The organism is Geomonas diazotrophica, from assembly GCF_019063885.1.
Taxonomy (GTDB): domain Bacteria; phylum Desulfobacterota; class Desulfuromonadia; order Geobacterales; family Geobacteraceae; genus Geomonas; species Geomonas diazotrophica.
Window position 1 is genome coordinate 2,872,602 of sequence record NZ_CP077684.1, and the last position, 20,853, is coordinate 2,893,454.

General features: G+C 55.7%; 23 protein-coding genes. 5 read left to right on the forward strand and 18 right to left on the reverse strand.

Features of this window, described 5'->3' with window-relative positions; translation table 11 throughout:
• Positions 1–3: 3 nt before the first annotated feature.
• The 5 genes from KP003_RS12510 to KP003_RS12530 form a co-directional block, all read right to left on the reverse strand.
• Complete coding sequence (locus KP003_RS12510) at positions 4–1,194, reverse strand: FIST signal transduction protein (protein ID WP_216497901.1); 1,191 nt, start codon at positions 1,192–1,194, stop codon at positions 4–6.
• Positions 1,195–1,232: 38 nt separating this feature from the next.
• On the reverse strand, positions 1,233–2,282 hold the full coding sequence (locus KP003_RS12515) for a DUF3187 family protein (protein WP_216788612.1): 1,050 nt from the start codon (positions 2,280–2,282) through the stop codon (positions 1,233–1,235).
• Between the two features lie 201 nt (positions 2,283–2,483).
• On the reverse strand, positions 2,484–2,759 hold the full coding sequence (locus KP003_RS12520) for a YtxH domain-containing protein (protein WP_236026763.1): 276 nt from the start codon (positions 2,757–2,759) through the stop codon (positions 2,484–2,486).
• 24 nt (positions 2,760–2,783) lie between these two features.
• Positions 2,784–3,374: a DUF3618 domain-containing protein gene (locus KP003_RS12525; RefSeq protein WP_216497903.1), complete on the reverse strand. Its 591-nt coding sequence runs from the start codon at positions 3,372–3,374 to the stop codon at positions 2,784–2,786.
• Positions 3,296–3,739 carry a phage holin family protein gene (locus KP003_RS12530; RefSeq protein ID WP_216497904.1) on the reverse strand — a complete coding sequence of 148 codons (444 nt, stop codon included), beginning with the start codon at positions 3,737–3,739 and terminating at the stop codon, positions 3,296–3,298. The genes KP003_RS12525 and KP003_RS12530 overlap by 79 nt, the downstream gene beginning before the upstream one ends.
• Before the next feature lie 385 nt (positions 3,740–4,124).
• Here KP003_RS12530 and KP003_RS12535 point away from each other — a divergent pair, with 385 nt between their 5' ends.
• Positions 4,125–4,490 (forward strand): DUF3135 domain-containing protein, encoded by a 366-nt coding sequence (locus tag KP003_RS12535; protein WP_216497905.1) that lies wholly within the window; start codon positions 4,125–4,127, stop codon positions 4,488–4,490.
• Positions 4,491–4,648: 158 nt separating this feature from the next.
• On the opposite strand, the gene KP003_RS12540 is transcribed toward KP003_RS12535, so the two are convergent.
• A complete protein-coding gene (locus KP003_RS12540; RefSeq protein ID WP_216788613.1) occupies positions 4,649–5,698 on the reverse strand; it encodes an adenosine deaminase in 1,050 nt (349 codons plus the stop codon).
• A gap of 566 nt (positions 5,699–6,264) precedes the next feature.
• Between KP003_RS12540 and KP003_RS12545 the strand changes: the two genes are divergently transcribed.
• On the forward strand, positions 6,265–7,638 hold the full coding sequence (locus KP003_RS12545; RefSeq protein WP_216497907.1) for an ABC transporter substrate-binding protein: 1,374 nt from the start codon (positions 6,265–6,267) through the stop codon (positions 7,636–7,638).
• A gap of 408 nt (positions 7,639–8,046) precedes the next feature.
• On the forward strand, positions 8,047–9,768 hold the full coding sequence (locus tag KP003_RS12550; protein WP_216788614.1) for a PAS domain S-box protein: 1,722 nt from the start codon (positions 8,047–8,049) through the stop codon (positions 9,766–9,768).
• 113 nt (positions 9,769–9,881) lie between these two features.
• On the opposite strand, the gene rsgA is transcribed toward KP003_RS12550, so the two are convergent.
• The 7 genes from rsgA to KP003_RS12585 form a co-directional block, all read right to left on the reverse strand.
• Entirely contained in the window at positions 9,882–10,982 is a 1,101-nt protein-coding gene (gene rsgA, locus KP003_RS12555) for a ribosome small subunit-dependent GTPase A (protein ID WP_239027524.1), read from the reverse strand.
• Positions 10,964–11,545, reverse strand: a complete 582-nt coding sequence (locus tag KP003_RS12560) for an antibiotic biosynthesis monooxygenase (RefSeq protein WP_216497909.1) — start codon at positions 11,543–11,545, stop codon at positions 10,964–10,966. Before KP003_RS12560 ends, rsgA begins: the two co-directional genes overlap by 19 nt.
• A 110-nt stretch (positions 11,546–11,655) precedes the next feature.
• The gene (locus KP003_RS12565) at positions 11,656–12,378 is read right to left on the reverse strand and encodes a hypothetical protein (protein WP_216788615.1); all 723 of its coding nucleotides are present in this window, start codon (positions 12,376–12,378) and stop codon (positions 11,656–11,658) included.
• A gap of 38 nt (positions 12,379–12,416) precedes the next feature.
• Positions 12,417–13,163, reverse strand: coding sequence for an SAM-dependent methyltransferase (locus KP003_RS12570; RefSeq protein ID WP_216497911.1), 747 nt, complete (start codon positions 13,161–13,163; stop codon positions 12,417–12,419).
• Between the two features lie 90 nt (positions 13,164–13,253).
• Positions 13,254–13,817 carry a hypothetical protein gene (locus KP003_RS12575; protein WP_216788616.1) on the reverse strand — a complete coding sequence of 188 codons (564 nt, stop codon included), beginning with the start codon at positions 13,815–13,817 and terminating at the stop codon, positions 13,254–13,256.
• 238 nt (positions 13,818–14,055) lie between these two features.
• Positions 14,056–14,784 carry an NYN domain-containing protein gene (locus KP003_RS12580; protein WP_216497913.1) on the reverse strand — a complete coding sequence of 243 codons (729 nt, stop codon included), beginning with the start codon at positions 14,782–14,784 and terminating at the stop codon, positions 14,056–14,058.
• Between the two features lie 126 nt (positions 14,785–14,910).
• Positions 14,911–15,429, reverse strand: coding sequence for a glutaredoxin family protein (locus tag KP003_RS12585; protein ID WP_216497914.1), 519 nt, complete (start codon positions 15,427–15,429; stop codon positions 14,911–14,913).
• Between the two features lie 163 nt (positions 15,430–15,592).
• On the opposite strand from KP003_RS12585, the gene KP003_RS12590 reads away from it, so the two are divergent.
• Positions 15,593–16,639, forward strand: coding sequence for an IS110 family RNA-guided transposase (locus KP003_RS12590; RefSeq protein ID WP_216788621.1), 1,047 nt, complete (start codon positions 15,593–15,595; stop codon positions 16,637–16,639).
• Positions 16,640–17,165: 526 nt separating this feature from the next.
• On the opposite strand, the gene KP003_RS12595 is transcribed toward KP003_RS12590, so the two are convergent.
• From KP003_RS12595 to KP003_RS12610, 4 genes are all read right to left on the reverse strand, one after another.
• Positions 17,166–17,936: a hypothetical protein gene (locus tag KP003_RS12595; RefSeq protein WP_216788623.1), complete on the reverse strand. Its 771-nt coding sequence runs from the start codon at positions 17,934–17,936 to the stop codon at positions 17,166–17,168.
• A gap of 217 nt (positions 17,937–18,153) precedes the next feature.
• Entirely contained in the window at positions 18,154–18,660 is a 507-nt protein-coding gene (locus tag KP003_RS12600; RefSeq protein ID WP_216497916.1) for a glutaredoxin domain-containing protein, read from the reverse strand.
• Positions 18,661–18,844: 184 nt separating this feature from the next.
• On the reverse strand, positions 18,845–19,165 hold the full coding sequence (locus KP003_RS12605) for a hypothetical protein (protein WP_216497917.1): 321 nt from the start codon (positions 19,163–19,165) through the stop codon (positions 18,845–18,847).
• A 44-nt stretch (positions 19,166–19,209) separates the two neighbouring features.
• Positions 19,210–19,629 (reverse strand): hypothetical protein, encoded by a 420-nt coding sequence (locus tag KP003_RS12610; protein ID WP_216497918.1) that lies wholly within the window; start codon positions 19,627–19,629, stop codon positions 19,210–19,212.
• A gap of 228 nt (positions 19,630–19,857) precedes the next feature.
• On the opposite strand from KP003_RS12610, the gene KP003_RS12615 reads away from it, so the two are divergent.
• Positions 19,858–20,208, forward strand: a complete 351-nt coding sequence (locus tag KP003_RS12615) for a hypothetical protein (RefSeq protein ID WP_216497919.1) — start codon at positions 19,858–19,860, stop codon at positions 20,206–20,208.
• A gap of 93 nt (positions 20,209–20,301) precedes the next feature.
• Here KP003_RS12615 and KP003_RS12620 read toward each other — a convergent pair whose 3' ends face one another.
• Positions 20,302–20,787, reverse strand: coding sequence for a COG3650 family protein (locus tag KP003_RS12620; protein WP_216788625.1), 486 nt, complete (start codon positions 20,785–20,787; stop codon positions 20,302–20,304).
• Positions 20,788–20,853: the final 66 nt, after the last annotated feature.

Here is a 20,853-nt window from a genome sequence, read left to right on the forward strand (position 1 = left end):
GCTTCAGTACACCACGGTGACCACTGAGGTGAAGTTGTGGAAGCAGTTGTACTTCCGGATCGGCCCGATCTCGCCGTAGGTGTAGAACCCGAGCCACGGCACCTTTTCCCCGAGGTCGCGCTGCAGCGACCTGACCAGTTCCATGCGCTCCTGCTCCTTGAACACCACCCTCCCCCGCCCCATGCACTCGAACTGCAGCACGAACTTGGGCGGGTCGCCGCAGAGCTGTTCCTTGATCTGGCGCGGTATGGAGCGCAGCCCGTTCATCATAAGCTCCTTGTCGCGGCGCACGATCCAGAGCTCGGTCCCCTCGCTGACGTCGGACTGGATGGTGACGGAACCCTCGTGCTCGTCCTTGTCCGTTATGTAACGGATGAAGTACTCCTCGTACCCCTGGCGCAGGTGTTCGGGGGTCTTGAAGCCCAGGCAGAGGTTCAGGGTGGCCTTGTTCCACTTGATGGCCCACTCCTCGTCGAGGTATTCCTTGAGGACCTCCAGGGCCGACACACCGTCGATCTCGTAGATGATGTTCCCCTTGCAGCGGGTTATGGTCCGCTTGGTGCCCACCGGGACGCAGCCGTGGTTGATCCCCCAGGCGACCTGCCCCTTGCCCGACATGACCACGCAGCAGGCCCCGTCACTGAGCACCTCGTCGTCGTGGTACTGGTAGGTCTTGCGGGAGGCCCAGTTGTCGGCTGCAAGCCCGCCGAAGATCGGGAGCCGCGCCGACGGGGAGAGGACCCCCTCGAAGGCCGCCACGAAGGGATCGAAGTCGAACCCAAGCCCGTCCGCCAACAGGAAGAAGGCGCGGCTGTCGGAAGCCATGAGCGGTGCGATCTTCGCCGCCAGCCGCTCGCCGGCGAGGTCGCCGGGCTCACCTATCCCCGATATCGAGGCGATCCCGAAGCGGATTTCGTCGGAGGCGACCGCCATGACCCCTACGGCGAAGTTGGTTTCGGCAACCTCCTCCTGTGCGATGATCCCTTCCCCCGAGCATCCGCACAGCGGTGCCCCTGAGGTCGCCTCCCGGATCGCGGCGATCAGCCTCTGCTGGTGGTACCCCACCGTGGCGAAAACCATCACGAAATCCGGCTTGGCGATTCCCGCCCGCTCCAGCGCGGTCCGGGCCGCCTCGTGCCCCGCCTCGACCGGGTTCTTCCGCATGCTGAACCCTATTCCTACCGACGTCCCCATCACATCCTCCTACCGCAGGGGTAAAGGCATAAAACGTTTCAGAACTGGTGCCCCAATCCCAGGTGCAGCGCGACGTCCGGCGATGCGCCGACGATGACGTCCTCGGAAAGGGCGATGTCCAGGGTGGTGCGCGACGAGAGAGCGACGGTCCCGCCGAAGATGAGCTGCATCCCCCCGGAGTTCAACTCCGAGAATTCGCTGTCCCTGTAGAAGGCGCTGTGCCCGGAGAGCTGGGCCTTCAGCGCGAAGCTGTCGGCCGGAGACCAGCCAGAGCCCAGGGTGCCGAAGCCGACCAGGTTCCGCCGCTGCTCCTTCAGCACCTGCCCGTCCGACATGGCGAGGCCGCCGGCGGCCGCGAAGACGGCAGCGTGCCCCCATTTGCCGGGCAGGGCGTAATCGCTGCTGCCGGTGAGCCACAAGGCGAGGTCGGTGCTGCCGCTGCCGGTCAGGCGGGAACTGCTTCCTGTGGGCGCCTTGAGGCTCCCCCGCAGCGCCAGGGCGACCGGGTTCTCGCCACCGTCGTGGTAAAGCTGCCACCCCCCGGTGAACCTCAGGTCGCCGATACCCAAGCCGGCTTGGTCCATCTCCAGGCGCTGGCGACCGTCCTTCGCGTACGCGAAGCGGAGCTGCCCCTTGGGAGCGTTGGGCCTTTGCCCCTGGGGGAGTCCGAAGAACTCGTGCCAGTCCTCGATGAAACCGTCGAAGATCCCGCCATTGTAGGCGACGAACGGCACGTCCACCCCAAGCTCCAGACTCCGGCCGACGCCGTAGCGAAGGGCGAGGGTGATTCGTTCCCCCTCGCCGTCCAGAAGGAGCGCCTCACGTGTCGTCTCCCGCTTCAGGTAGCTGTTCGCCACATCGACGGCAACCAGCGTCCAGCCCTTTCCCGACGGTTGAACCACGGCGCTTTCGGCAGCCGGAAGCCCGTAGATCTGGACCAGGGGACTCTGGTTGAAGGTATGGAAAGGGGTGATCGCCAACGGCTCTGCACGGCAGGGGCGACCGGCAAAAGCCACCAGTACCACCACGGTGAACAACATGGTCCTTATCGACAGCTCTCTGGTCAGGGAGAAGAGTCGGCTAGTCATAGAGAGTCCAGTGAACAGCTTGATATGTATGCAGTGCAACAGATGGTACATGAGCTTTGGGGCAATGGCAAACTAATGTGTCACAGCTCTACCGTCCCCGTCAACCGTTGCGGTTTCTGCCAATGCCCGCCCCTGAGACGCAAAAAGGCTGTCCGCTGCCGGACAGCCCTTCTCGATACTCACCCGCGCCAGGCACGGGGATTAGTGATACTGCTCCCTTTCCTCAATATTTGACGACAACTCCGACACTTTTCCCTCGGCGTAGTCGCGCCCCTTGGCTAGGTTCCTGTTCAGTTTGTCCTGGACTTCCTCGGTCAGCCCTTTCATCTTGGCGATGGCATCGCCGGTCACGTCGGAAACCTTCTCCCTCATATCGTGCCCGGTCTTCGGGGCGTAGAGCAGGGCAAGCCCGGCACCTACCAATGCCCCGGCAGAAAAGCTGACCACCTCGGCCGTCGTGCTCGCATGTCTTCTCATGATGTCCTCCTTTGCCACGGTCTGCTAGACCCTGCGGGTCTTGTGGGTGTACCAGTAGCTCCCCAGAGCCGCCCCGAGGCTCGTTGCCAACCCGCGCCAGGCGACCTTGCCCCCTTCCCTGGGGGTGCCGCCTTTTTCCGAGGCCCTTTTGCCCCCCAAGAACGCCTTGGCGGCAGTCGCTGCCAACGCCCACCCCGACACCGGCGTGCTCTCCGCACTTACTTTCCCGCCGCCGAACCTGCGCATCAATAGCCATAACGCGCTCGCCCCGGCCGCCCGGGCCACAGCCGCGCCCGGGTGCACCTCGATGGCCGGTTTGCGCGCCGTCCTCACGGTTACCCGCTCGCGCACCCGCCTGCTCCCCAACAACATCAGCAGCGCGCCCCCACCGACCAGCGAAACCTGCACCGAGGTCCGCTGGGCCAGATCGAGGGCCTTGGCGATTCCCTGCCAGGCGAACAGCTTCGCCTTACGCATCCCCTGGCGCTTCAGGTAGCGGGGGGAGAGTCTTTGCTCGAGGGTCTGCACCGTGTGCGTTATATCGCTTTCCGTATGCCGGATTTGCTCGCGGATCCTCTCCGGCGACTGCTCGTCAACCTTAACGTTTTCGCCCATTGTACCGCCTCCTTCAAAGCCCCCACCGTCTGTTCGGGCTTGGCATCCATCTCCCTGACGTCCTTGCCGCCTTTCAGGACCAGGACCGCTCCGATGGCGATCAAGCCTGCAGCCACCAAAAGCGCCGCCCCCCAGGCGGGCATCACGGTGGCAAGCCCCAGCACAACGGCCGCCAGGAGCACCAGGAACCCCGTGTAGATGAGCACCCCGCCTACCCCTATCGCGGCGGTGTCCTTGGCAACCTCCACCACCTTCTCTTTCATTTCCACCGTGAACAGGTCCAATTCCTGCCGGAAAAGCAGACGCACTTCCCCGGCCAGCTCGGACACCAGTTCGCCAATAGTCCTTTCACCCTTATCCGCCATGGCAGCCTCCTTTCGCCGCAGGAAGATCCTCGGGGTTCCCCCCAACACGCAAATCTTTGTACAAATTAATGTTAAGGAGTTTACCCTTTAATTGCAAGGTTATTGGCGGGAAGGCGCGGGGGTGCAAGAAGGCCCGAGGAGAAAGGGATCGGGGCGCTCCCTGAGGGGAGTGCGACGCACAACCGGCCAGAAGGATGGACTGTCCGGGGCAGCGGTCATGGTAATGGTAGCAATGGAAAAAGGGGGCGCACTGTGTTACTGTCGCCCCCCGTCAGCCGTATACACAATTTGCTGGAATATTTTCTCCAACTGGTTCACAATTAGAAAAACTCAATCAACACCACTGTCACAACTTTCATTGTTATGCAAGGAGAAGGAGCGTGTCATGAGTACCAAAAGAGAGTTTACAGCCTATACCCCCGACGAGTTGAGGGAGCTATATAAGGAGAATCCCGCCATGTTCGACGAACTGGCGGATGAAGCTTTGAAGAAAGCGTGCCGGGCGAGGACCCCGGAGAAGACCCTGAAGCTCCAGCAGATGCAGTGGTCGATGACCATGCAGATGCGCAGGGCAAGCAGCAACCTCGGGCGGATGCACGTCATGGAAAACATCTTTTACACCCAGGTCTACGGCAAGAACGGCCAGCTTGAGAAACTGGTCGACAGCTGCAACACCCTGCTGCGCGCCATAGGCAAGAAGCAGCAGATCATGGGAAAGGAAGAGGAGAGCGTCAAGCTGCGCAGGGTTTGACGGTGCTCTAACCCCGCCAAAAAAAGGAGCCGCAAAGCCTCAATATCCAGAGGCTCTTGCGGCTCCTTGTCTTTCCCCCTCCCCGCTCACCCCGGCTGTTGCGGCAGTAGTCCCGGCAGTTGCCCCCCCCCAAGCCTCAGGCAGGGTCCGCCGCCGCATTACCTGCCGGCGCAGCAGTCGGCGAAGAAGCAATCCAAAGCGGCGATCCAGCCCTCCCTGGTCTCATCGGCTACAAAGCTCGCCTCGAAGCTGTTGCGCGCCAAGAGGTACGCCTCCCTCGCACCGAGTTCGGGGAGCGCCGCGAAGGTCGCCGTGAAATTGTCGTTGAGATACCCCCCGAAGTAGGCGGGATCGTCCGAGTTGATGGTGGCGACGATCCCCTCTGCCAGAAGCCTGCCGAGGTTGTGCAGGCCCAGCTCCGGAAACACCGCCAGCTTGACGTTCGAAAGCGGGCACACCGTCAGCGCGACCCGCTCCGCCGCGAGCCGGGCGACCAGCTCCGGGTCCTCCAGGCAGCGCACGCCGTGGTCGATCCTTTCCGCATGCAACAGGTCGAGGGCGTCGCGAATGTACTGTGCCGGCCCCTCCTCGCCGGCGTGGGCCACCAGCCGGAGCCCCAGTTCGCGGCAGCGGCCGAAAACTGCGGCGAATTTCTCCGGGGGATTGCCGCGCTCGCCGCTGTCCAGTCCGACGCCGATGAACTTGTCCCGAAACGGCAGCGCCTGCTCGAGGGTGGCAAGGGCGTCCTCCTCGCTTAGGTGGCGCAAAAAGCAGAGGATCAGGGAGGCGGAAAGGCCAAGTTCCTCGCGCCCCCGCTGGACCGCGCGGTAAAGGCCGTTGACGACCGTTGCCATGGGCACGCCCCTGGCCGTGTGGGTCTGGGGGTCGAAGAAGATCTCGGTGTGAACCACGTTGTCAGCCTTGGCCCGGGCGAGGTAGTTCCAGGCCATGTCGAAGAAATCCTCTTCCGTCTGCAGCACGCCGGCGCCGGCGTAGTAGATGTCGAGAAAATTCTGCAGGTCGGTGAAGGCATATGCCGCGCGCAGCGCCTCGACCGACGGATAGGGGAGCTCGATGCCGTTTTTTTGGGCCAATCGGAAGATCAGCTCCGGTTCCAGGGAGCCTTCGATGTGGATGTGCAGCTCCGCCTTAGGCATGCGGCGCAGGATGGAGGCCAGCTCCTGACGTGGGATCGAATCCAGGTTCATACTCACTCCGTATCGGTTCTTTTTGTTACGCCCGAAGGCGCGGACCGGAGATATTGCCACAACCGTACATGCACGACAAACACCTTTCGCGCCTTGCGCAATTATAAAAAATCAACCGCTCCACCTGCAATGAAATGCCGAGCCTCTGGCACCCCCATTACTGGACCAGGAAGACGGTGTTTTGGGGGTTATCGTCCTTTGACATGCATTTTAAACTATTATACATTGCCGGTTAATTTGGTAAGGTCCATTCACAACCGTCTCAGGCGCGAAATGCATCTCGCGTTCCAGGAAACACGGAGTTGCCCCGCTTGACATCCTTCAGGTTGCAGCGGATCCGCGAGGGCCGCCGCTTCACTTAACCCTTTTTTAACCATAGTGGCAACGCGGTGAGATCGCCTCGCCGGTGCCCGAGGGGCCTGGAGACGGGCACCTCGCCGTTCCTCTCTCAAGAATCGCGCCGTTGTGCCGAAACTATCCATACGGGCGCGTTTTTTCACCTGTCGCCCCTGGTTCCGACAATGGGACCGCACGGGAAGCGGAGTTGCCTCCCCATGGAGAAAGCGATGTCCAGGGTTTTCTTTCTTAGCAGCCTGCTATGCATGCTGGTCGGCGTCTGCCTGCTGGGCACCGTGACAGGTGCCACCTGCGCCGAGACGCCCCTCGGGAAGAAAATCCTGATCCTCAATTCCTACCATTCGGGGTACAAGGGATCCGACGACGCCGTGGAAGGGTTTCGCGCGACGCTGCTAAAGGCACTGCCGGACACCGAGATTCAGGTCGAGTACCTGGACTCGAAAAACAACAGCGGCAAGGAATTCGACGCCAAAGTCATCGATCTGCTCAGGTTCAAATATCAAAAACGCCACTTCGACCTGATTTTCTCCACCGACGACTATGCCTTCAACATCATCGAACGGCACAGGGAAGACCTCTTCGGCGCCACCCCGGTGGTCTTTTGCGGCACCAACTCATTCGACCGCTCCAGGCTTTCCGGCCGGCACGGCATCATCGGCATCGACGAGCGCCCAAGCTTCAAGGCCACCCTCGACCTCATCTTCGACCTTCATCCCGCGACCAAGGAGATCGTCGTCATCCGCGACGACTCCGTTACCGGCCAGTTGAACGACATGGAGTTCCGCAAGGCCGCGGAGCAGTTGCAGGATAAAGCCACCTTCTCCGACTGGGCCGGGCTGCGACTGGACCAATTCATCAGTCGGGTCAAGCAGCTGCACCCCGGCAGCGTCATCCTCTATTTCGCTTCCTTTGTGCAAGACGAAAATGGCGACCGGGTCTCCAGCAACGAGGCTCTGCGCAGAATCTCCACCGTCAGTCCGGTCCCGGTGTACGGCGGCTGGGAATTCAACCTGGGCGAAGGAATCGTCGGCGGGCGGTTATTGAACCTTCACGAACACGGTGCCGCAGCGGCGGCGTTGGCCGTGCGGGTGCTTAAGGGCGAGTCCATAGACGCCCTCCCCCCCGTCACGCCGAGCCCAAACAAGGACATGTTCGACTATAACGAGCTGCGGCGCTTCGGGATCGCACAGGGGAAACTGCCGACCGACAGCATCATCGTCAACCAGCCCCCGGGCTACCTCTACAGTCACCGGGTCGAGATACTCTCCACCATATCGGTTCTGCTTCTGCTGGCCCTCACCATGAGCTTCACCAAGCTGATCAACAGCCGGAAGAACCTCCAAATCCACAGGGACGCCCTGGTGCAGCGCAACGAGGAACTGGAACAGGCCCTGTCCAAGGTGAAGGTGCTGGAGGGAATCATTCCCGTCTGCATGTACTGCAAGAAGGTAAGAAAGGACGAAAAAAGCTGGCAGCAGATGGAGTCCTACATATCCCAGCATACCGAAGCCCAGTTCAGCCACGGCATCTGCCCGACCTGCTTCGACGACAATTTCTCCGGCAAAAAGCCCAAGCAGTTGTAGGGACGGCGACCTCACCGGTGGTCAGTACGGTGAGTCGCGAGCGTCCCCCTCCCCCCTGAAGAGAACACTTCCCAAAAGCCCCGCGAGCAGGGCATTTCTTCGTACCCCCGTCCCCCAAAGGAGCCATCGCATCATCGGCAAACGGCTTGATGGAAACGTTCTCGATATTTCGGACGGAGCCGGCAGGGATGCGTCAAGATACCAAGAATTCCCTCTCACGAAACAGAGAAAAGGAGGATGTACTTGCCGCGCAACCAGCGCGGAAAAGACTATGAAGCATGTACTTTGATATGATATACGAATCGGTAACCACTGGGCATGCCAAAGATTGGATCAATCGCGCCCGCGACCCGATTGATCGGCGCCTGGTAAGCAAGGGCAGTCGATGCTGTATCAGAAGGAGAGTTTATGTTGTCGCGGCTCCGAAAAGGTCGCTGGTTTTCTATCGGCACGGGAAGCATCCTGATACTGGCGTCGTGGCTCACGGACAGCTTTCTCGATGCGGTGGTGTTTTCCGAAGGCAGCTTCGTTCAGCAGCTTCTGCACCCCGAGGCGCAGGAACTGACCTACCGCCTCCAAACCATCCTGTTTCTGCTGATTTTCATGACCTGTGCCTGGCGCAAGTCAAGAAGCGAGCAGGAAGCCACCTCGGCACTGGAAGATACCGTGGCCAAGCTGGCCCTGGAAAAAAGCCGCACGGAAGCCATCCTCGCCAGTGTGCCTGACGCGGTGACGGTCCAGGACCGGGACTTCAGGATCCTATACCAGAACCCCCCGGCCAGACAGTTCAAGGGAGAGCACCTGGGACAGCCCTGCTACAGCGCCTACCACGACCGCGATACCGTCTGCCCCGGCTGCGTCGTCAACGAATGCTTCCTCGACGGGCTGCCACACCGGCAGGAGTCAACCCATGTCATCGACGGTCAGACACGTCACATCGAGACGGCGGCCGCCCCGCTGATGGATGCCACCGGTGCCGTCACCGCTGCCATCGAACTCGTACGCGACGTCACCGAGCGAAAGACCAAAGAGATCATGCAGAAGCAGCACTCAGCTGCCATAGAAGCATCCATCGACGGCATCGCCTTGTTGAACCCTGACGGCGAATACCTCTACCTGAACAAGGCGCACGCGGCCATCTACGGCTACCCGTCGCAGCAGGAACTGATCGGCCGTACCTGGAAGAAGCTGTACACCGACGAGGAGCGCCAACGGCTGGAGCCGCTCATCTATGGTGCATTCCAGAAAGGGGACGGCTGGCGCGGCCAGGCGACCGGGCTCAAGAAGGACGGGTCCCTGTTCCCTCAGGAGATATCCCTTTCGCGTCTGGAGGATGGAGGCATCATCTGCGTGGTGCGGGACACCTCCGAGCGCCAGGAATCGGAGGAGGCGATCCGGAAATTGAACGGGAGCCTGCGTCAGCAGACCCTCGAGCTGCAGGCCACCAACCGAGAGCTGGAGGCTTTCAGTTATTCGCTGTCGCACGACCTGCGCACGCCGCTTACCACCGTCTACGGGGCCGGACAGGCCCTTGCCGACATCTACCGCGACCAACTGGACGAAACCGGCCAATGCCTCTTGAACGCCATCCATACCGGATGCGAGAACATGGAGGAGTTCATCGAGGCGATGCTGGTGCTGTTTCGGGTAACAAGGACGGAACTGAGTTGCGAGGAGGTGGACCTGGGCCGCATGGCGGATGACATTATCGCAGAACTGCGGTTGTACGACGTGGGACGCTCACTGAAATGGCAAAACGCTGCAGGTATGACCGCTTGGTGCGACCCCCATCTTGCCCGCGTTCTGTTGCAAAACCTGCTGGGCAACGCCTGGAAGTACACCTCCAGGAACGAACACACCTGCATCGAGTTCGGGCAGAGGATGCGCGACGGGGTGCGCGAGTTCTTCGTGCGCGACAACGGCATCGGCTTCGAGATGAGCGAAGCCGACAAGATCTTCAAGCCTTTCCAGCGCCTGCGCCCCTCAAGCGACTATCCCGGCACGGGGGTCGGGCTCGCCACCGTGTTCCGGATCGTCGACCGGCACGGCGGTGAGGTGCGCGCGGAGGGCGAGGTTGGCAAGGGCGCCTGCTTCTACTTCACCCTGCCAGGGCAGCAGCATCACATCTGAAAAGGTCGCATCCGCACACAACCGCCCGCGACCTCCCTCTTCCGCCTGGGGGACTCATGCCTTCTGCCAACCGGGGCAAAGATCGCCGCGTCTTTTGGGTCAGGCGTATCTTTCTACTCTCCTCGCAAATCATTCTTTACCGATTTGATGTATTTGCCGAAGTCTCGATCTTTCTTTCTCTTTTCAGCATATGACATCTGGTAGAACTCGGACTCCGCTTTCAGTTTTGTATAGTTCTTGTAGTGCTCTTCATCGACTTCACCGGCACTCAGCGCATCCAGGACCGCACAGCCCGGCTCGCTCGTGTGGGTGCAGTCGCGGTAGCGGCAACTGGATGCAAGGGCCTCTATGTCGACAAAGCTTCTACCTATGCCATTTTCCACACCAATGATGCCAAACTCCCGCATCCCCGGGTTATCGATTACCAGCGCACCGTTTCCCAGAAGTATCAGTTCCCGGCGTACCGTCGTATGTTTTCCTTCGCCGGTGGCGCTCAAGCCTTGAGTTTCCAGGCTACCCCCGCCGATCAGTTCGTTGATGATGGTGCTTTTGCCGACTCCGGACGACCCTACGAAGCAGTACGTCATGCCCGGCAACAAATTTCGCTTCAGCTCGTCGATCCCTTCTCCGGTCATATTGCTCAGGGGCAGCACCGGCGCGGTGATACCGGCAGCACGTATCTGAGAAAGTTGGGCCGTCAGCACGTCAGGTTCAACGAGGTCTGTTTTGGTAAGAAGCACGCAAGGGGTTGCGCCACCTTCCATAATCATAACCAGGTAGCGTTCCAACCGATTCAGATTGAAATCATAGTGACAGGACTGGACGACGATCACGTAATCGATATTTGCCGCGATCATCTGCGATTCGTTGACCCCGCCGACGGCTTTGCGGCACAGACTGGTTCTGCGGTCCAGCACGGTGTGAATAAGCCCGAAGTCATCATTGAGTCCCTTCTCGACGCAGACCCAGTCTCCCACGCACGGCAACTCTTCCGGCCGCCGGTGATGGTGCAGGTAACTGCCGGACAGCTTGGCCCGGAAGGTCCCCGTGTCGTTCAGGAGCAAGAGTTGATCGCGGTCCACCGCCGCCACGCGGGCCACCGTCTCAATCGACTCCCCCTGCAGTGCCGCGAGCCGCTCGAACCTTTCGTTCCACCCCAACTTTTCAAGTTCCGATTGCTTGTTTGACATTTCTTTCACCTTGAGAACAGCCATCGCTGAACAAGTCTCGTATAGCGAGGCATCACCACGTAGACCATAAGGAAAACGACCAGTCCGGTTACGGCCAATGTAGCCAATAAACGGTTATCTTGAATGCCAAGGTAGTGCAGAGTTGGATGAACGACCAATGGCATACCTAACGCCAGAGGGAAAATGGCTGACCATGTAACCAGAAACTGTTTCCAGCGCACCGGTATCCTGGCTTTCGCGCCCACCGGGGTAAACCAGAAATCCAGCCCGCTACTGATAAAAAAATCGTCGCCGGTTACTAACAGAGGCCGAACCTTTTCTATCAAACGGACGCGAGTCGGGGATTCCATCCATTCACGCAAATGCGCCTCAGTATCGAACCGAATGATGACGGTATAAGTTTCTGTCAACCCTGGTATCGGACGAACAATGTGCCAGTCCAAATGCCCCTGTGAAGCCTTGCAAAGAGGCGCAATTTCCTCAAGCCACTTTTCGTAATCTGTCTGCTTGTTTTCGCGCAACCTGTGAGTAATAACTACCGTCGCGCCCTCGTTGTTTTTTGTATCAGCAGTTGGCATTGTGCTCATGGTATTGCCCTCTCGTCGTTACTACTCCCAACGTGCCAAGACACAGCAGCGGCGCGAAGTTTTTCGCGCCGACGGTGTGCCACCGCGAGTTGGTGCTCATGCTATTTAGATTAATCCTTGGCGAAAATACCGACATCAACCTTACCGGCATCAATCATCTGCCAGAGTTCGATGGAGCTGTCAATAAAGCCCCTTAAAACAATTGATTTGTCGATAGCAACAATTCTTCCATGCCAGTAAAAAAACAGGTCTTCGCCTGTTGAATCAAGAACAATCCCATTCAACGGTGACTTAATTGCACTTATTGATAATTCATTGACCGGACTTCTTGTCAAACAGGCGCGAAGCTGGTGTGCTTCATCATGTCTATTCACGTAATTTATATTGGTGAGTGGATTACGATGTGTATGTACGCATTTCAGGGTTTCCGACAACCCCTTGCCGGAAACCTCGTCAATTATGGAAAACACAGGAAGCCACTTCGGGAGTTCCGGCCTAAGATGAATCACTGTCTGCCATGTCCCGAACCGACCGGTGGGAAGAACGAGAGTAAATATGGTTACGAAAAAATTTCCGTATTTCCCGCTATAGATTTCTCCAATTGTCGGGGAGTTGAATCGCGATCCGTCGAACATGGATTGCAGGCACGAGCAAGATGTTGCATTCAAATAACGCCCAAACTGATTCAGACTAATCCTCTTAAGTCCACATTCTGAAACTGCTTTTTCAATATTACTAGCTGACTTGGGTGCCAAGAAAATAATAGCCGTGGTAAAGGTGGCTAGAATCAGCATACCACTTGCAAATGGATTTAGATCCTTCAGCCAGTCCATCAAAGTTCCTCAAAATTTCTTTTCATCACGACAACGCATCACCGCGGCATCAGCGCAAACACGCCCCAGCCCAGGTATTCACGCGTGTAAGCGGCGTAGCGCTCGGGTCCCGAGGTCAGTTGGGCCCGGACCTCTTTGACTAACTCGTCTTCGGGATTTGCCTCAAGCCATCGGCGCATGGTGAGCCATTTGGCCGCCTCGTATCTGTCCCAGCTGTCTTGGTCAGCCAGGACCATTTCAACGACGTCGTAGCCAAGGTGGCCGAAAGACGCGAGAAGTTCCGGAAGCAGGAGAAAGTCGGAGATCGAGTTGGCAAGACACCCCTTGGCGACATCTTCCGTTGGCGGTAACTGCCGCCAGTAGGGCTCGCCGACGAGGATGATCCCTCCGGTGCGCAGGCTCCGCGCCAGAAGCTCGATAGTGCCGGCGACACCACCGGCGATCCAAGTGGCACCGACACAGGCTGCCACACTGACCTTCTCGTCAGAGACATAACCGGCAGCATCGCCATGGATGAACCTGACTCGATCGGCAACGCCGAGTTCTACAGCACGAAGTTTCGCTTGCTCAGTGAACAACTGGCTCATGTCGATGCCGGTACCGATGACGCCGTGATCGCGTGCCCAGGTGCACAGCATCTCCCCCGAACCACTGCCGAGGTCGAGCACTCGAGCCCCCGCTTCCAGACGCAGCGCTGCGCCAAGAGTGGTAAGCTTTTCGGGTGTGATCGGGTTGTGGATGCGGTGAGCACTCTCAGTGATATTGAATATCCGTGGAATGTCCATTGTGGGAAACGTCCTTTCTAGTCGGAATAGATTTGACACGTCCCTAGTCTCAAGGCGTCAGCGGAGGCAGCTGTCGCCGCTGGCTGCGTGTCACTCTTTATAATCAGCTGGCTTGCAGGATGGCACTACGTCATAGCCAAGATAGTAATATTCGTGCCACTGCCTTTTCGACTTTAGGTCCTCTCCAGCCCACACAGTCAAATGCAGCCCTTCATTGCTGGTGCATGAACGGAAAGACTCAGCGGCTCCATCACCGTCGAGATCAACTCTGACCTTATCTTTTACAATCTTGAAGCCGTCACTGAACCCGACAACTGCAATTGATGGCTCAAAATATTCACCTTCTGCCGCTGGGAACGAGTAAAACGATGCGCCTGCTGGGGGATCGGGATTTCTTGAACAGCTTGCCTTGAGTTTCTTGAGAATCTTCTTCTCCACAACCTTCTGCTGATTTCCGGCAATCACCAGCTTTATCTTCTGGTTTTCTCGTATGTACGGATTGCGTATGGTCAGACATCCGCCACTTGTCGGAGTGACCTCAGCGACGCCAATTTGAGAGCTGTAGTTGAAATTTTTCTTTTTCTCACCTGCAAGCGCTGAGGTGTTCACGGTGAATAGAGCGACTGCGACAAGCGATGCAACTTTTCGCATCATGTTTGTCTCCATTTCGTTGTTCAACGGGACCGGACTTTACCGGCGGCGTCAGCCGTCTGATGACGAAAAAACAGACCATATATCAGGAAGAGGTGCTTGGGTCTTAGGTATGAGCGTGCGAGAGTTGCAAAGCCTGCCCCCCCGTTTTTCCCTTGGAACTTCACTTCGGCGTTTTGATGGTTGGTGGGTTGCCTCTCTGTTTTCTTCGACGTTCAAATTTGACGTAATTGCTACAAACTTATTTACGTGCATCTTTAATGTACATGGCGGTTCCGTCTTTTCTCATTTCCACATCAAATAATTCGCATGCTCTTATTAAGTCGCCAAGTTTCTTATAGCCGTAGTTTATAGATGAGAACGAGCTGTTGTTTGATATGTAGTGGCCTACTCTGCTCAAATGAGCCCATCCATCATCCTCTGATGTTTGCTCAACAGCAGTTCTGAGCAACTTTACTAATGCAGTATCGTTTCTGAGTTCATTTCGATTTTTTTTAACTGGCTGTTTATGATTTTCCGATATTTCTTCCTTCTGAGCTACGAGATTTTCTGTGTAAATAAATGTAGAACAGGCATCTACAAATGGCTGAGGAGTCTTTGTTTCACCAAAACCATAAACCGGTAAACCGCTTTCCAGTATTCTCAACACTAAAGGAGTAAAATCACTGTCGCTAGTCATTAACGCAAATGCATCGACATTTTTACTGTAAAGGAGATCCATTGCATCAATAATCATTGCAGCATCAGTTGCATTTTTCCCTTTTGTATACGCGAACTGTTGCATAGGTCTAATTGCATGAGGGTGCAATCTATCTATCCAACCAGATAAGGACTGGTTTTTCCAGTCTCCATGCGCATGACGGACATTAACCATGCCGTGTTTTGCGAGTTCTTCTAATACACCTTCTATTGAATTATGGCTGACATTGTCGCAATCGATAAGAAGAGCAATTCTTTTCCGTTCAGGCACGTTTCCCTCCTAAATTCACAACGTCTCCAATCAGCCTCCACGGTGCCAGGTATTAAAAAACCACATTTTTCATACACAACCTTATAATTCTAGACCTGGCACACCCCCTCCCTCAATTGGACCATCTTATTCTTCCATATACTGCTCCAGCGCCTCCGGCGAAAACCCCCTCATTGTCTTGCTTCCGACGATTATCAGTGGAACGCCACTGCCGGGGTATTTTTCCGCCCGCTCTTTGGCCGCGCTGTCTTTTTGGACATCGTACTTCACGTAAGGGTAATTCTTCTTTTTCATATAACTCTCGGCATCTCTGCAGACAGGGCAATAGGACGCCCAATAGATCTCAATGGTGCCAGTGAAGCGCTTTGGTCCCGCTTGCGCCTGTTGTTTACCTCCCGACTTCCGGACAGATGCAGCGGGCGAGGATGATCCCATCACGCTGACTGCAGGAGCGTCATCCAAGCGTACCACCTTGGAGCGGTACTTTTTGGGCACTTTACCCAAATCGTCGACATAGGCGGGCACCCCCTTTGAATCCCTGTAGCTAAAGATTTCGCAGCGGGAAACATCGGGTGTAGTCGACAGCAGCAGTGCCAACAATATCCATAACAGGGGCCGCATTCCGAAAACCATTCTTACATTCATGTTTTCCCTCCAGACATTACATCAAAGCTGAGACGCACCAGCGAGGAAGCGTCCGTGGGCCGCCGAGTGGATACTGTGTAAGGCCCCCCTTGGGCATACTTCTTAGTGTATGCTCAGCTTTGCGAGAACCAATTCCAAAGGGAATCCAAAGGGGGCCTTACGCATGCGATTTTACACGAAATCACACAAGCACTACTGTGGAATCGACCTCCACGCAAAAAAAACGTTCGTTTGCATTCTCAATGCGGAAGGAGCAGTAGTTCTACACCGCAACATCAGCACGTCACCAGAAGATTTCCTCAGGGTTATCGCCCCGTTTCGAGAAGATCTTGTGGTAGGCGTGGAGTGCATGTTCGCCTGGTACTGGCTTGCCGACCTCTGCAGCCGCGAAAAGATCGAATTCGTCCTTGGCCATGCTCTGTACATGAAAGCAGTGCACGGTGGCAAGGTGAAGAACGACAAGATCGATTCTCAGAAGATTGCCGTCCTTCTGCGGGGAGGAATGTTCCCCATGGCTTATGTCTATCCACCAGAAATGCGGGCGACCCGTGACCTGTTACGGCGGCGCTGCTTTCTGGTCCGCCGCAGGGCCGACCTTTTCGGCCATGTACACAGTACCGCCATCCAATACAATCTGCCGGAGATCCCGGTCCGCCTATATAACGAAGGACCACGCAGCACAGTTCCCGATCACTTTCCAGATCCCGAGGTGCGAAAGATCGTGCAGATCGATCTGGCGATGATTGATGCCTACGACGACGTCATTGGTGCACTGGAATGGGAACTGGAGAAAACCTCCCGTCGACAGGACCGGCGCACGCTCATGCTCCTCAGTTCAATCCACGGCATCGGCAAGACCCTGTCAATGGTGTTCCTCTATGAGATCCACGACATCAACCGTTTCGAGTCGGTGCAGGACTTTGTCTCATACTGCCGCCTGGTAAAATGCCCCCATGAGTCGGCTGGCAAGAAAAAGGGAACCGGCGGCGCCAAGATCGGCAACGCCCATCTGAAGTGGGCTTTCTCAGAGGCGGCCGTATCGTTTCTGCGCCACAATCACCAAGGCAAACAACTGGTGGAAAAGCTGGCCCAAAAGCATGGGAAGGGTAAAGCCCTCTCTATTCTGGCCCACAAATTGGCTCGGGCCATCTACTACATGCTGAAAAACGGCGTGCCGTTCAACTTGGCAAAATTTACGGCAACGGCGTAGAGCTGGAGGGAACGGGAGCAGCCCGAATTCCAACTAGGGCCGACATGGGTGAGCATGACCTGCGACCGGCAATCTAACAGTGCGCCGAATCGAGCGCGGCGCGGTCGCTATGCCGATACTCCGGGAACTGAGGCGTTGATTGGGAGCCCCGTTCCGCTCCTTACATAGACGAATCGACTGCCTTCAATTTCATATGGTTCTGCCCCTCGCCGAGCCCGGAACCAACTGCGCCGTGCGCAAGTACGAGCCCGATCTTTGAATGGGACGGCATGAGGGTACGATATAGTTTCCAGGTCGCGCGGGTGATGCCCGCGCAACCGTTGCCAGTGTAAAAGCGCAGCGGTGTGAACCTCGATAAGTGTTTGGTGCAGGCCTTTTTCTTAAGAGAAAAACCTGATGCCGGGATGAGAAATACGAGTCGGGACCGAGAAACTGGAGCAGCGATTTACTTGATAAAGCGACCTCAAAATCGTCCGGGCACCATATTGCCTATTGACGGACGGGGGCCTTATAAGTGTTGGTGTTTTTACCTGCCTTTAATGACTTTTACTACAGGCTGATTCAACACCAGCTTTTTACCTTTATAAACTTCGATCTCTCCGGGCGGAGTGTCCGCGTCTCCGATCACCCATACAAAGCATCGATAGAGTACATCGCCACTCTTAAAATCATAATGGTGGTTCCCACCACTCCCGTCGAATATCAAAGTACCATTTCGTAGAACCAAGTCCGGCATTTCTGAGGTTTTCTTCCGAACCGGCCAAACGGCATATCTGAATTTATCGTCAGTGATTTGATCTATGCGAATTCGATACTTGGCAGTTTCCCACTCCAGGACAGGTCGTTTAAAATCACGCAGGCTGCCATGCAATTGTTTTTTGTCAGCTTCGATTAAATCAGCACGCTTACGTTTTCCCTTTTCTGTCTGATAATTGATTGCCGTTATTCTTCCGTCCTCGTCAAGCCACAACGAGCCGTTTTGAAACATAAAGCCTCTCCCCCCCATTTCTGACCAGTCGGCTGAAGCTCTAGAGGTTGAGATCGCTTTCAATATATTTTCGTCAAGGATTTCGTCGTAAGCGTCCAGAAATTGTTTCGGGCTGTCTATGCTTGGAAGGGGAACCCTCCGCTGTAGCGGGTACGAAACTGAATTAGCTAAAGCCTTTCGATCCTTACTGGCTACAACTTGTATGAATTTTTTGACCGTACTTTCAAAACTCGGTTCAGCACTCCAAAGAGGGCAGGAAAAGGAAAGGGTTATTGCACACGCGAAAATTGCTGCTGTAATCAATTTCATTCTTATCCTCACCAACGGCCGGCGGGGGAGCGGCGGAGCCGTTTCACTCTTTCCGGCTTTCACGAACTCTCATCAACCGCAGAGACCGTCTCCGCCTGTTATGGTTGGCATCCTTACCTGAATATCGGCATCTGGGGACCTTGGGAACCTGGGGACGCCCATGATTTCATGCTTTTCTTCTGAGGGCATGGCAATTTCATGGGCGTCCCCCTGCCCTTTACTTTACATTCTCCAGGTAGTGGTCTATCGCCTGTGCGGAAAAGCCCGAGATCTTGTTGGAGCCAATAATGATGAGCGGCACGCCGCGGCCTCCCAGCTCCTTGTGTCGCCGGTCGGCGGCGGCGTCTTTCTCGATGTCATACGCGACGTAAGGAACGCCCTTACTGTCCAGGTAAGCACGGGCCTTTTTGCAGTAACCGCACCATGAGGTGACGTACAATTCGACGGTGCCGTTGAACTGCTGCTTCGGCGGGGTCTGCTTTTCCGAAGGGACGGAAGCGGTCTTGCGCGGAGGGGTCTTGGCGGCCGGCTGCTGAGTTGGCGCAGGGTCGAAATCGGCGTCGGTGTAAGTTTTAACTTTTTTCTTCTTTTTCGATGCCGGCGGAGGAGTGTCCTTAAACGTCACGGCGCCGGTATCGTCGATCCATTTGTACATCTCCGCATGAATGACGAGAGGGAACGCAAGCAACACTGCAAACATGGCAACTAATGACCGCATCATCATTTTTTCTCCTGTTATAACGGGGTGCCCAGTTGACCCGGCGCATTTATCGCGACCGGGTCAACTGGCCTTGTTGGAGCTTCCTTTTCTGTCCTTTGTTCGCCTCTCCATGCCAAGCCAGTGTCCACACACGTGTTAGGGATTTGGCCGACTCTTGTCTAAAAATGGTGGGATTTGATCCTTATTTCTACCCTAACGCTAGCAAAAAATTTAAACCACCAAAGGTGAGAACGGTTGCCAACATCGCAATAAAGCCCTGAATGAACCAGAAACGAAAAGGATGTGCGGAGCGCGCAACCACTAACCCTCCAAATTTGTCACGGATTTCTCCAGTACTAAAATTCCATGCCACTGCTAGCCACAGAATGCTGGCAGTGCTTATCAGTGCCGAACCAATAGCGAGCTTTTGGAATTTCCCGCCTGTAACAAATATTGCAACAAACGAGAATGCTAATAAAATTACTGCCACTACAACGAGCATTGCTCTCAAATTTGAACGGTGAAACATCTTAATCTCCAGCTACTTATTGGCAATCACTTAGGATGCCGCCCCTAGTCACATTTGCCTGTCCATTTGTATCTCATGGTACCTTCATTTTCAGGAGCGTAACCCCAAAAACATCCTGATATCTGGGTAATTTGAGATTTCTTGCTTTGGACCCTATCTCCGATTAGATGGTATTCGTCCCAATTATTTCGCGTAGGTATCATTAGGGGCACTGGCACAGGGAAAAATACAGCTATGTATGGCATAACTCCAGTCCAGCCTAGTCCATTGTTATAAAAATATACTTCTTCGGTTTCTGCAATTTTTTCAATTTTAGTCGGTGTTCCGTGCCGGCGTAAAAGATCATCCTTGGTAAGGTAAGAGGTTTGATCGGTGAGAACGGTTTTTGAGCTAAACACTCCAACACCTGCTCCATAACAACCATTTAAAAGCAGACATACGACAATAATGAGTAACAATTTCATCGATTCCTCTTCCTGCGCCAACGGGGCGCCCGGTTGACCCGCAAGCCCGGCATTCATGGGCTGGCGGCGTCAAACCGGTTGATTGGGACGTTACTAATTTCCCATATTCAAGGGCAGACCTTTTAGCTTCTCCATGGTGCAATGAACCAGCCCGTTGACAAGGTGTGTAACCGACGTACAGTCGGTAACATGCAACCGCAAACGTACAGCTCGATATGGAGGTAAACCATGCGCTGGTCAGGTTCGGGTATTGTCATTACTGTCTTGGCACTGATAGCAGGCGGCTGTGGCAGCAACAACTTTCTCGTGTATAAGGATGGCAGCAACTTTTTCATCACCAGAAACTGCGAGGCACGGCAACGCCTGCTCTGCGATTCCGGCGATATCGGGCGCATCGTTGCCGGGTCAGCGCTTCCCCAATCGCTGCAAGACCGGATCAAAGAGGCGATATGTGCGCCAGGCGTGACGAAGACCAACATGCACGAAATCCTGGCTGAAATGACCGAAGAGCAGCTTTCCTCACTCAAACAGTCCTTCCGCGACAACAGCTACGAAATTAACAAACCGATCGATGCATGAGCGTAAGGGCCTGGTGTCCGGGTGACGCCAACGGAGCGTGGCAGTGGCGAAGCGCCAGCGGAGACCGGCTGCCGCCGCGTGGTTAGACGTTTTTCAATTATTTTCGGAGATCAGTGTCTTTGCGCCTTTAAGGTCGTTCTTCTTTGCTTTAGGCTGCATGCTAGGATTACCAGGGTATTTCTTGCCATTAAACCGCATCATTACTTGCCCTGCTTTAGCGCCACCACCGGCAACAAATACAGACAGCGTGTGCCATCCTTTTTTCTTTTCTGTCAGCAGAAGAATCGGTTCTCTAGTAATGGTGCTTGAGGAGACAAGCTTGAACCCACCGGCCACTCCTTGGAAAATCACAAAAGAGCATCCTCCTGATCCGCAGTACTGGTTATCGGTAATGAGGACTACTGCATCATCGATTCCATCATCGTTCAGATCGGCAAAGGCATGTTTGAAGGTCGGAGCCGTAGATTCCTCCGTCCATGCTTTTATTGCCTTTTCCAGTGCAGGGACATCGCCAGCGAGCGCAGGCGTTGCTGACACAAAAAGAAGTGCCCCCAAAAGGTAGGGCGTCATTTTTCTCATTTTTGTTTTTTCTCCTTCATGTCTAACGGGTCGCGGCGTGACCTGCGCAGCGGTTTCTTGCCGCGC

Excerpts from the sequence above, each read along its gene's own strand:
- KP003_RS12510 (WP_216497901.1), bottom strand. The coding sequence starts at position 1,194 with ATGGGGACGTCGGTAGGAATAGGGTTCAGCATGCGGAAGAACCCGGTC.
- KP003_RS12515 (WP_216788612.1), bottom strand. The coding sequence starts at position 2,282 with ATGACTAGCCGACTCTTCTCCCTGACCAGAGAGCTGTCGATAAGGACC.
- KP003_RS12520 (WP_236026763.1), bottom strand. The coding sequence starts at position 2,759 with ATGAGAAGACATGCGAGCACGACGGCCGAGGTGGTCAGCTTTTCTGCC.
- KP003_RS12525 (WP_216497903.1), bottom strand. The coding sequence starts at position 3,374 with ATGGGCGAAAACGTTAAGGTTGACGAGCAGTCGCCGGAGAGGATCCGC.
- KP003_RS12530 (WP_216497904.1), bottom strand. The coding sequence starts at position 3,739 with ATGGCGGATAAGGGTGAAAGGACTATTGGCGAACTGGTGTCCGAGCTG.
- KP003_RS12535 (WP_216497905.1), top strand. The coding sequence starts at position 4,125 with ATGAGTACCAAAAGAGAGTTTACAGCCTATACCCCCGACGAGTTGAGG.
- KP003_RS12540 (WP_216788613.1), bottom strand. The coding sequence starts at position 5,698 with ATGAACCTGGATTCGATCCCACGTCAGGAGCTGGCCTCCATCCTGCGC.
- KP003_RS12545 (WP_216497907.1), top strand. The coding sequence starts at position 6,265 with ATGTCCAGGGTTTTCTTTCTTAGCAGCCTGCTATGCATGCTGGTCGGC.
- KP003_RS12550 (WP_216788614.1), top strand. The coding sequence starts at position 8,047 with ATGTTGTCGCGGCTCCGAAAAGGTCGCTGGTTTTCTATCGGCACGGGA.
- rsgA (WP_239027524.1), bottom strand. The coding sequence starts at position 10,982 with ATGGCTGTTCTCAAGGTGAAAGAAATGTCAAACAAGCAATCGGAACTT.
- KP003_RS12560 (WP_216497909.1), bottom strand. The coding sequence starts at position 11,545 with ATGAGCACAATGCCAACTGCTGATACAAAAAACAACGAGGGCGCGACG.
- KP003_RS12565 (WP_216788615.1), bottom strand. The coding sequence starts at position 12,378 with ATGGACTGGCTGAAGGATCTAAATCCATTTGCAAGTGGTATGCTGATT.
- KP003_RS12570 (WP_216497911.1), bottom strand. The coding sequence starts at position 13,163 with ATGGACATTCCACGGATATTCAATATCACTGAGAGTGCTCACCGCATC.
- KP003_RS12575 (WP_216788616.1), bottom strand. The coding sequence starts at position 13,817 with ATGATGCGAAAAGTTGCATCGCTTGTCGCAGTCGCTCTATTCACCGTG.
- KP003_RS12585 (WP_216497914.1), bottom strand. The coding sequence starts at position 15,429 with ATGAATGTAAGAATGGTTTTCGGAATGCGGCCCCTGTTATGGATATTG.
- KP003_RS12590 (WP_216788621.1), top strand. The coding sequence starts at position 15,593 with ATGCGATTTTACACGAAATCACACAAGCACTACTGTGGAATCGACCTC.
- KP003_RS12595 (WP_216788623.1), bottom strand. The coding sequence starts at position 17,936 with ATGAAATTGATTACAGCAGCAATTTTCGCGTGTGCAATAACCCTTTCC.
- KP003_RS12600 (WP_216497916.1), bottom strand. The coding sequence starts at position 18,660 with ATGATGATGCGGTCATTAGTTGCCATGTTTGCAGTGTTGCTTGCGTTC.
- KP003_RS12605 (WP_216497917.1), bottom strand. The coding sequence starts at position 19,165 with ATGTTTCACCGTTCAAATTTGAGAGCAATGCTCGTTGTAGTGGCAGTA.
- KP003_RS12610 (WP_216497918.1), bottom strand. The coding sequence starts at position 19,629 with ATGAAATTGTTACTCATTATTGTCGTATGTCTGCTTTTAAATGGTTGT.
- KP003_RS12615 (WP_216497919.1), top strand. The coding sequence starts at position 19,858 with ATGCGCTGGTCAGGTTCGGGTATTGTCATTACTGTCTTGGCACTGATA.
- KP003_RS12620 (WP_216788625.1), bottom strand. The coding sequence starts at position 20,787 with ATGAGAAAAATGACGCCCTACCTTTTGGGGGCACTTCTTTTTGTGTCA.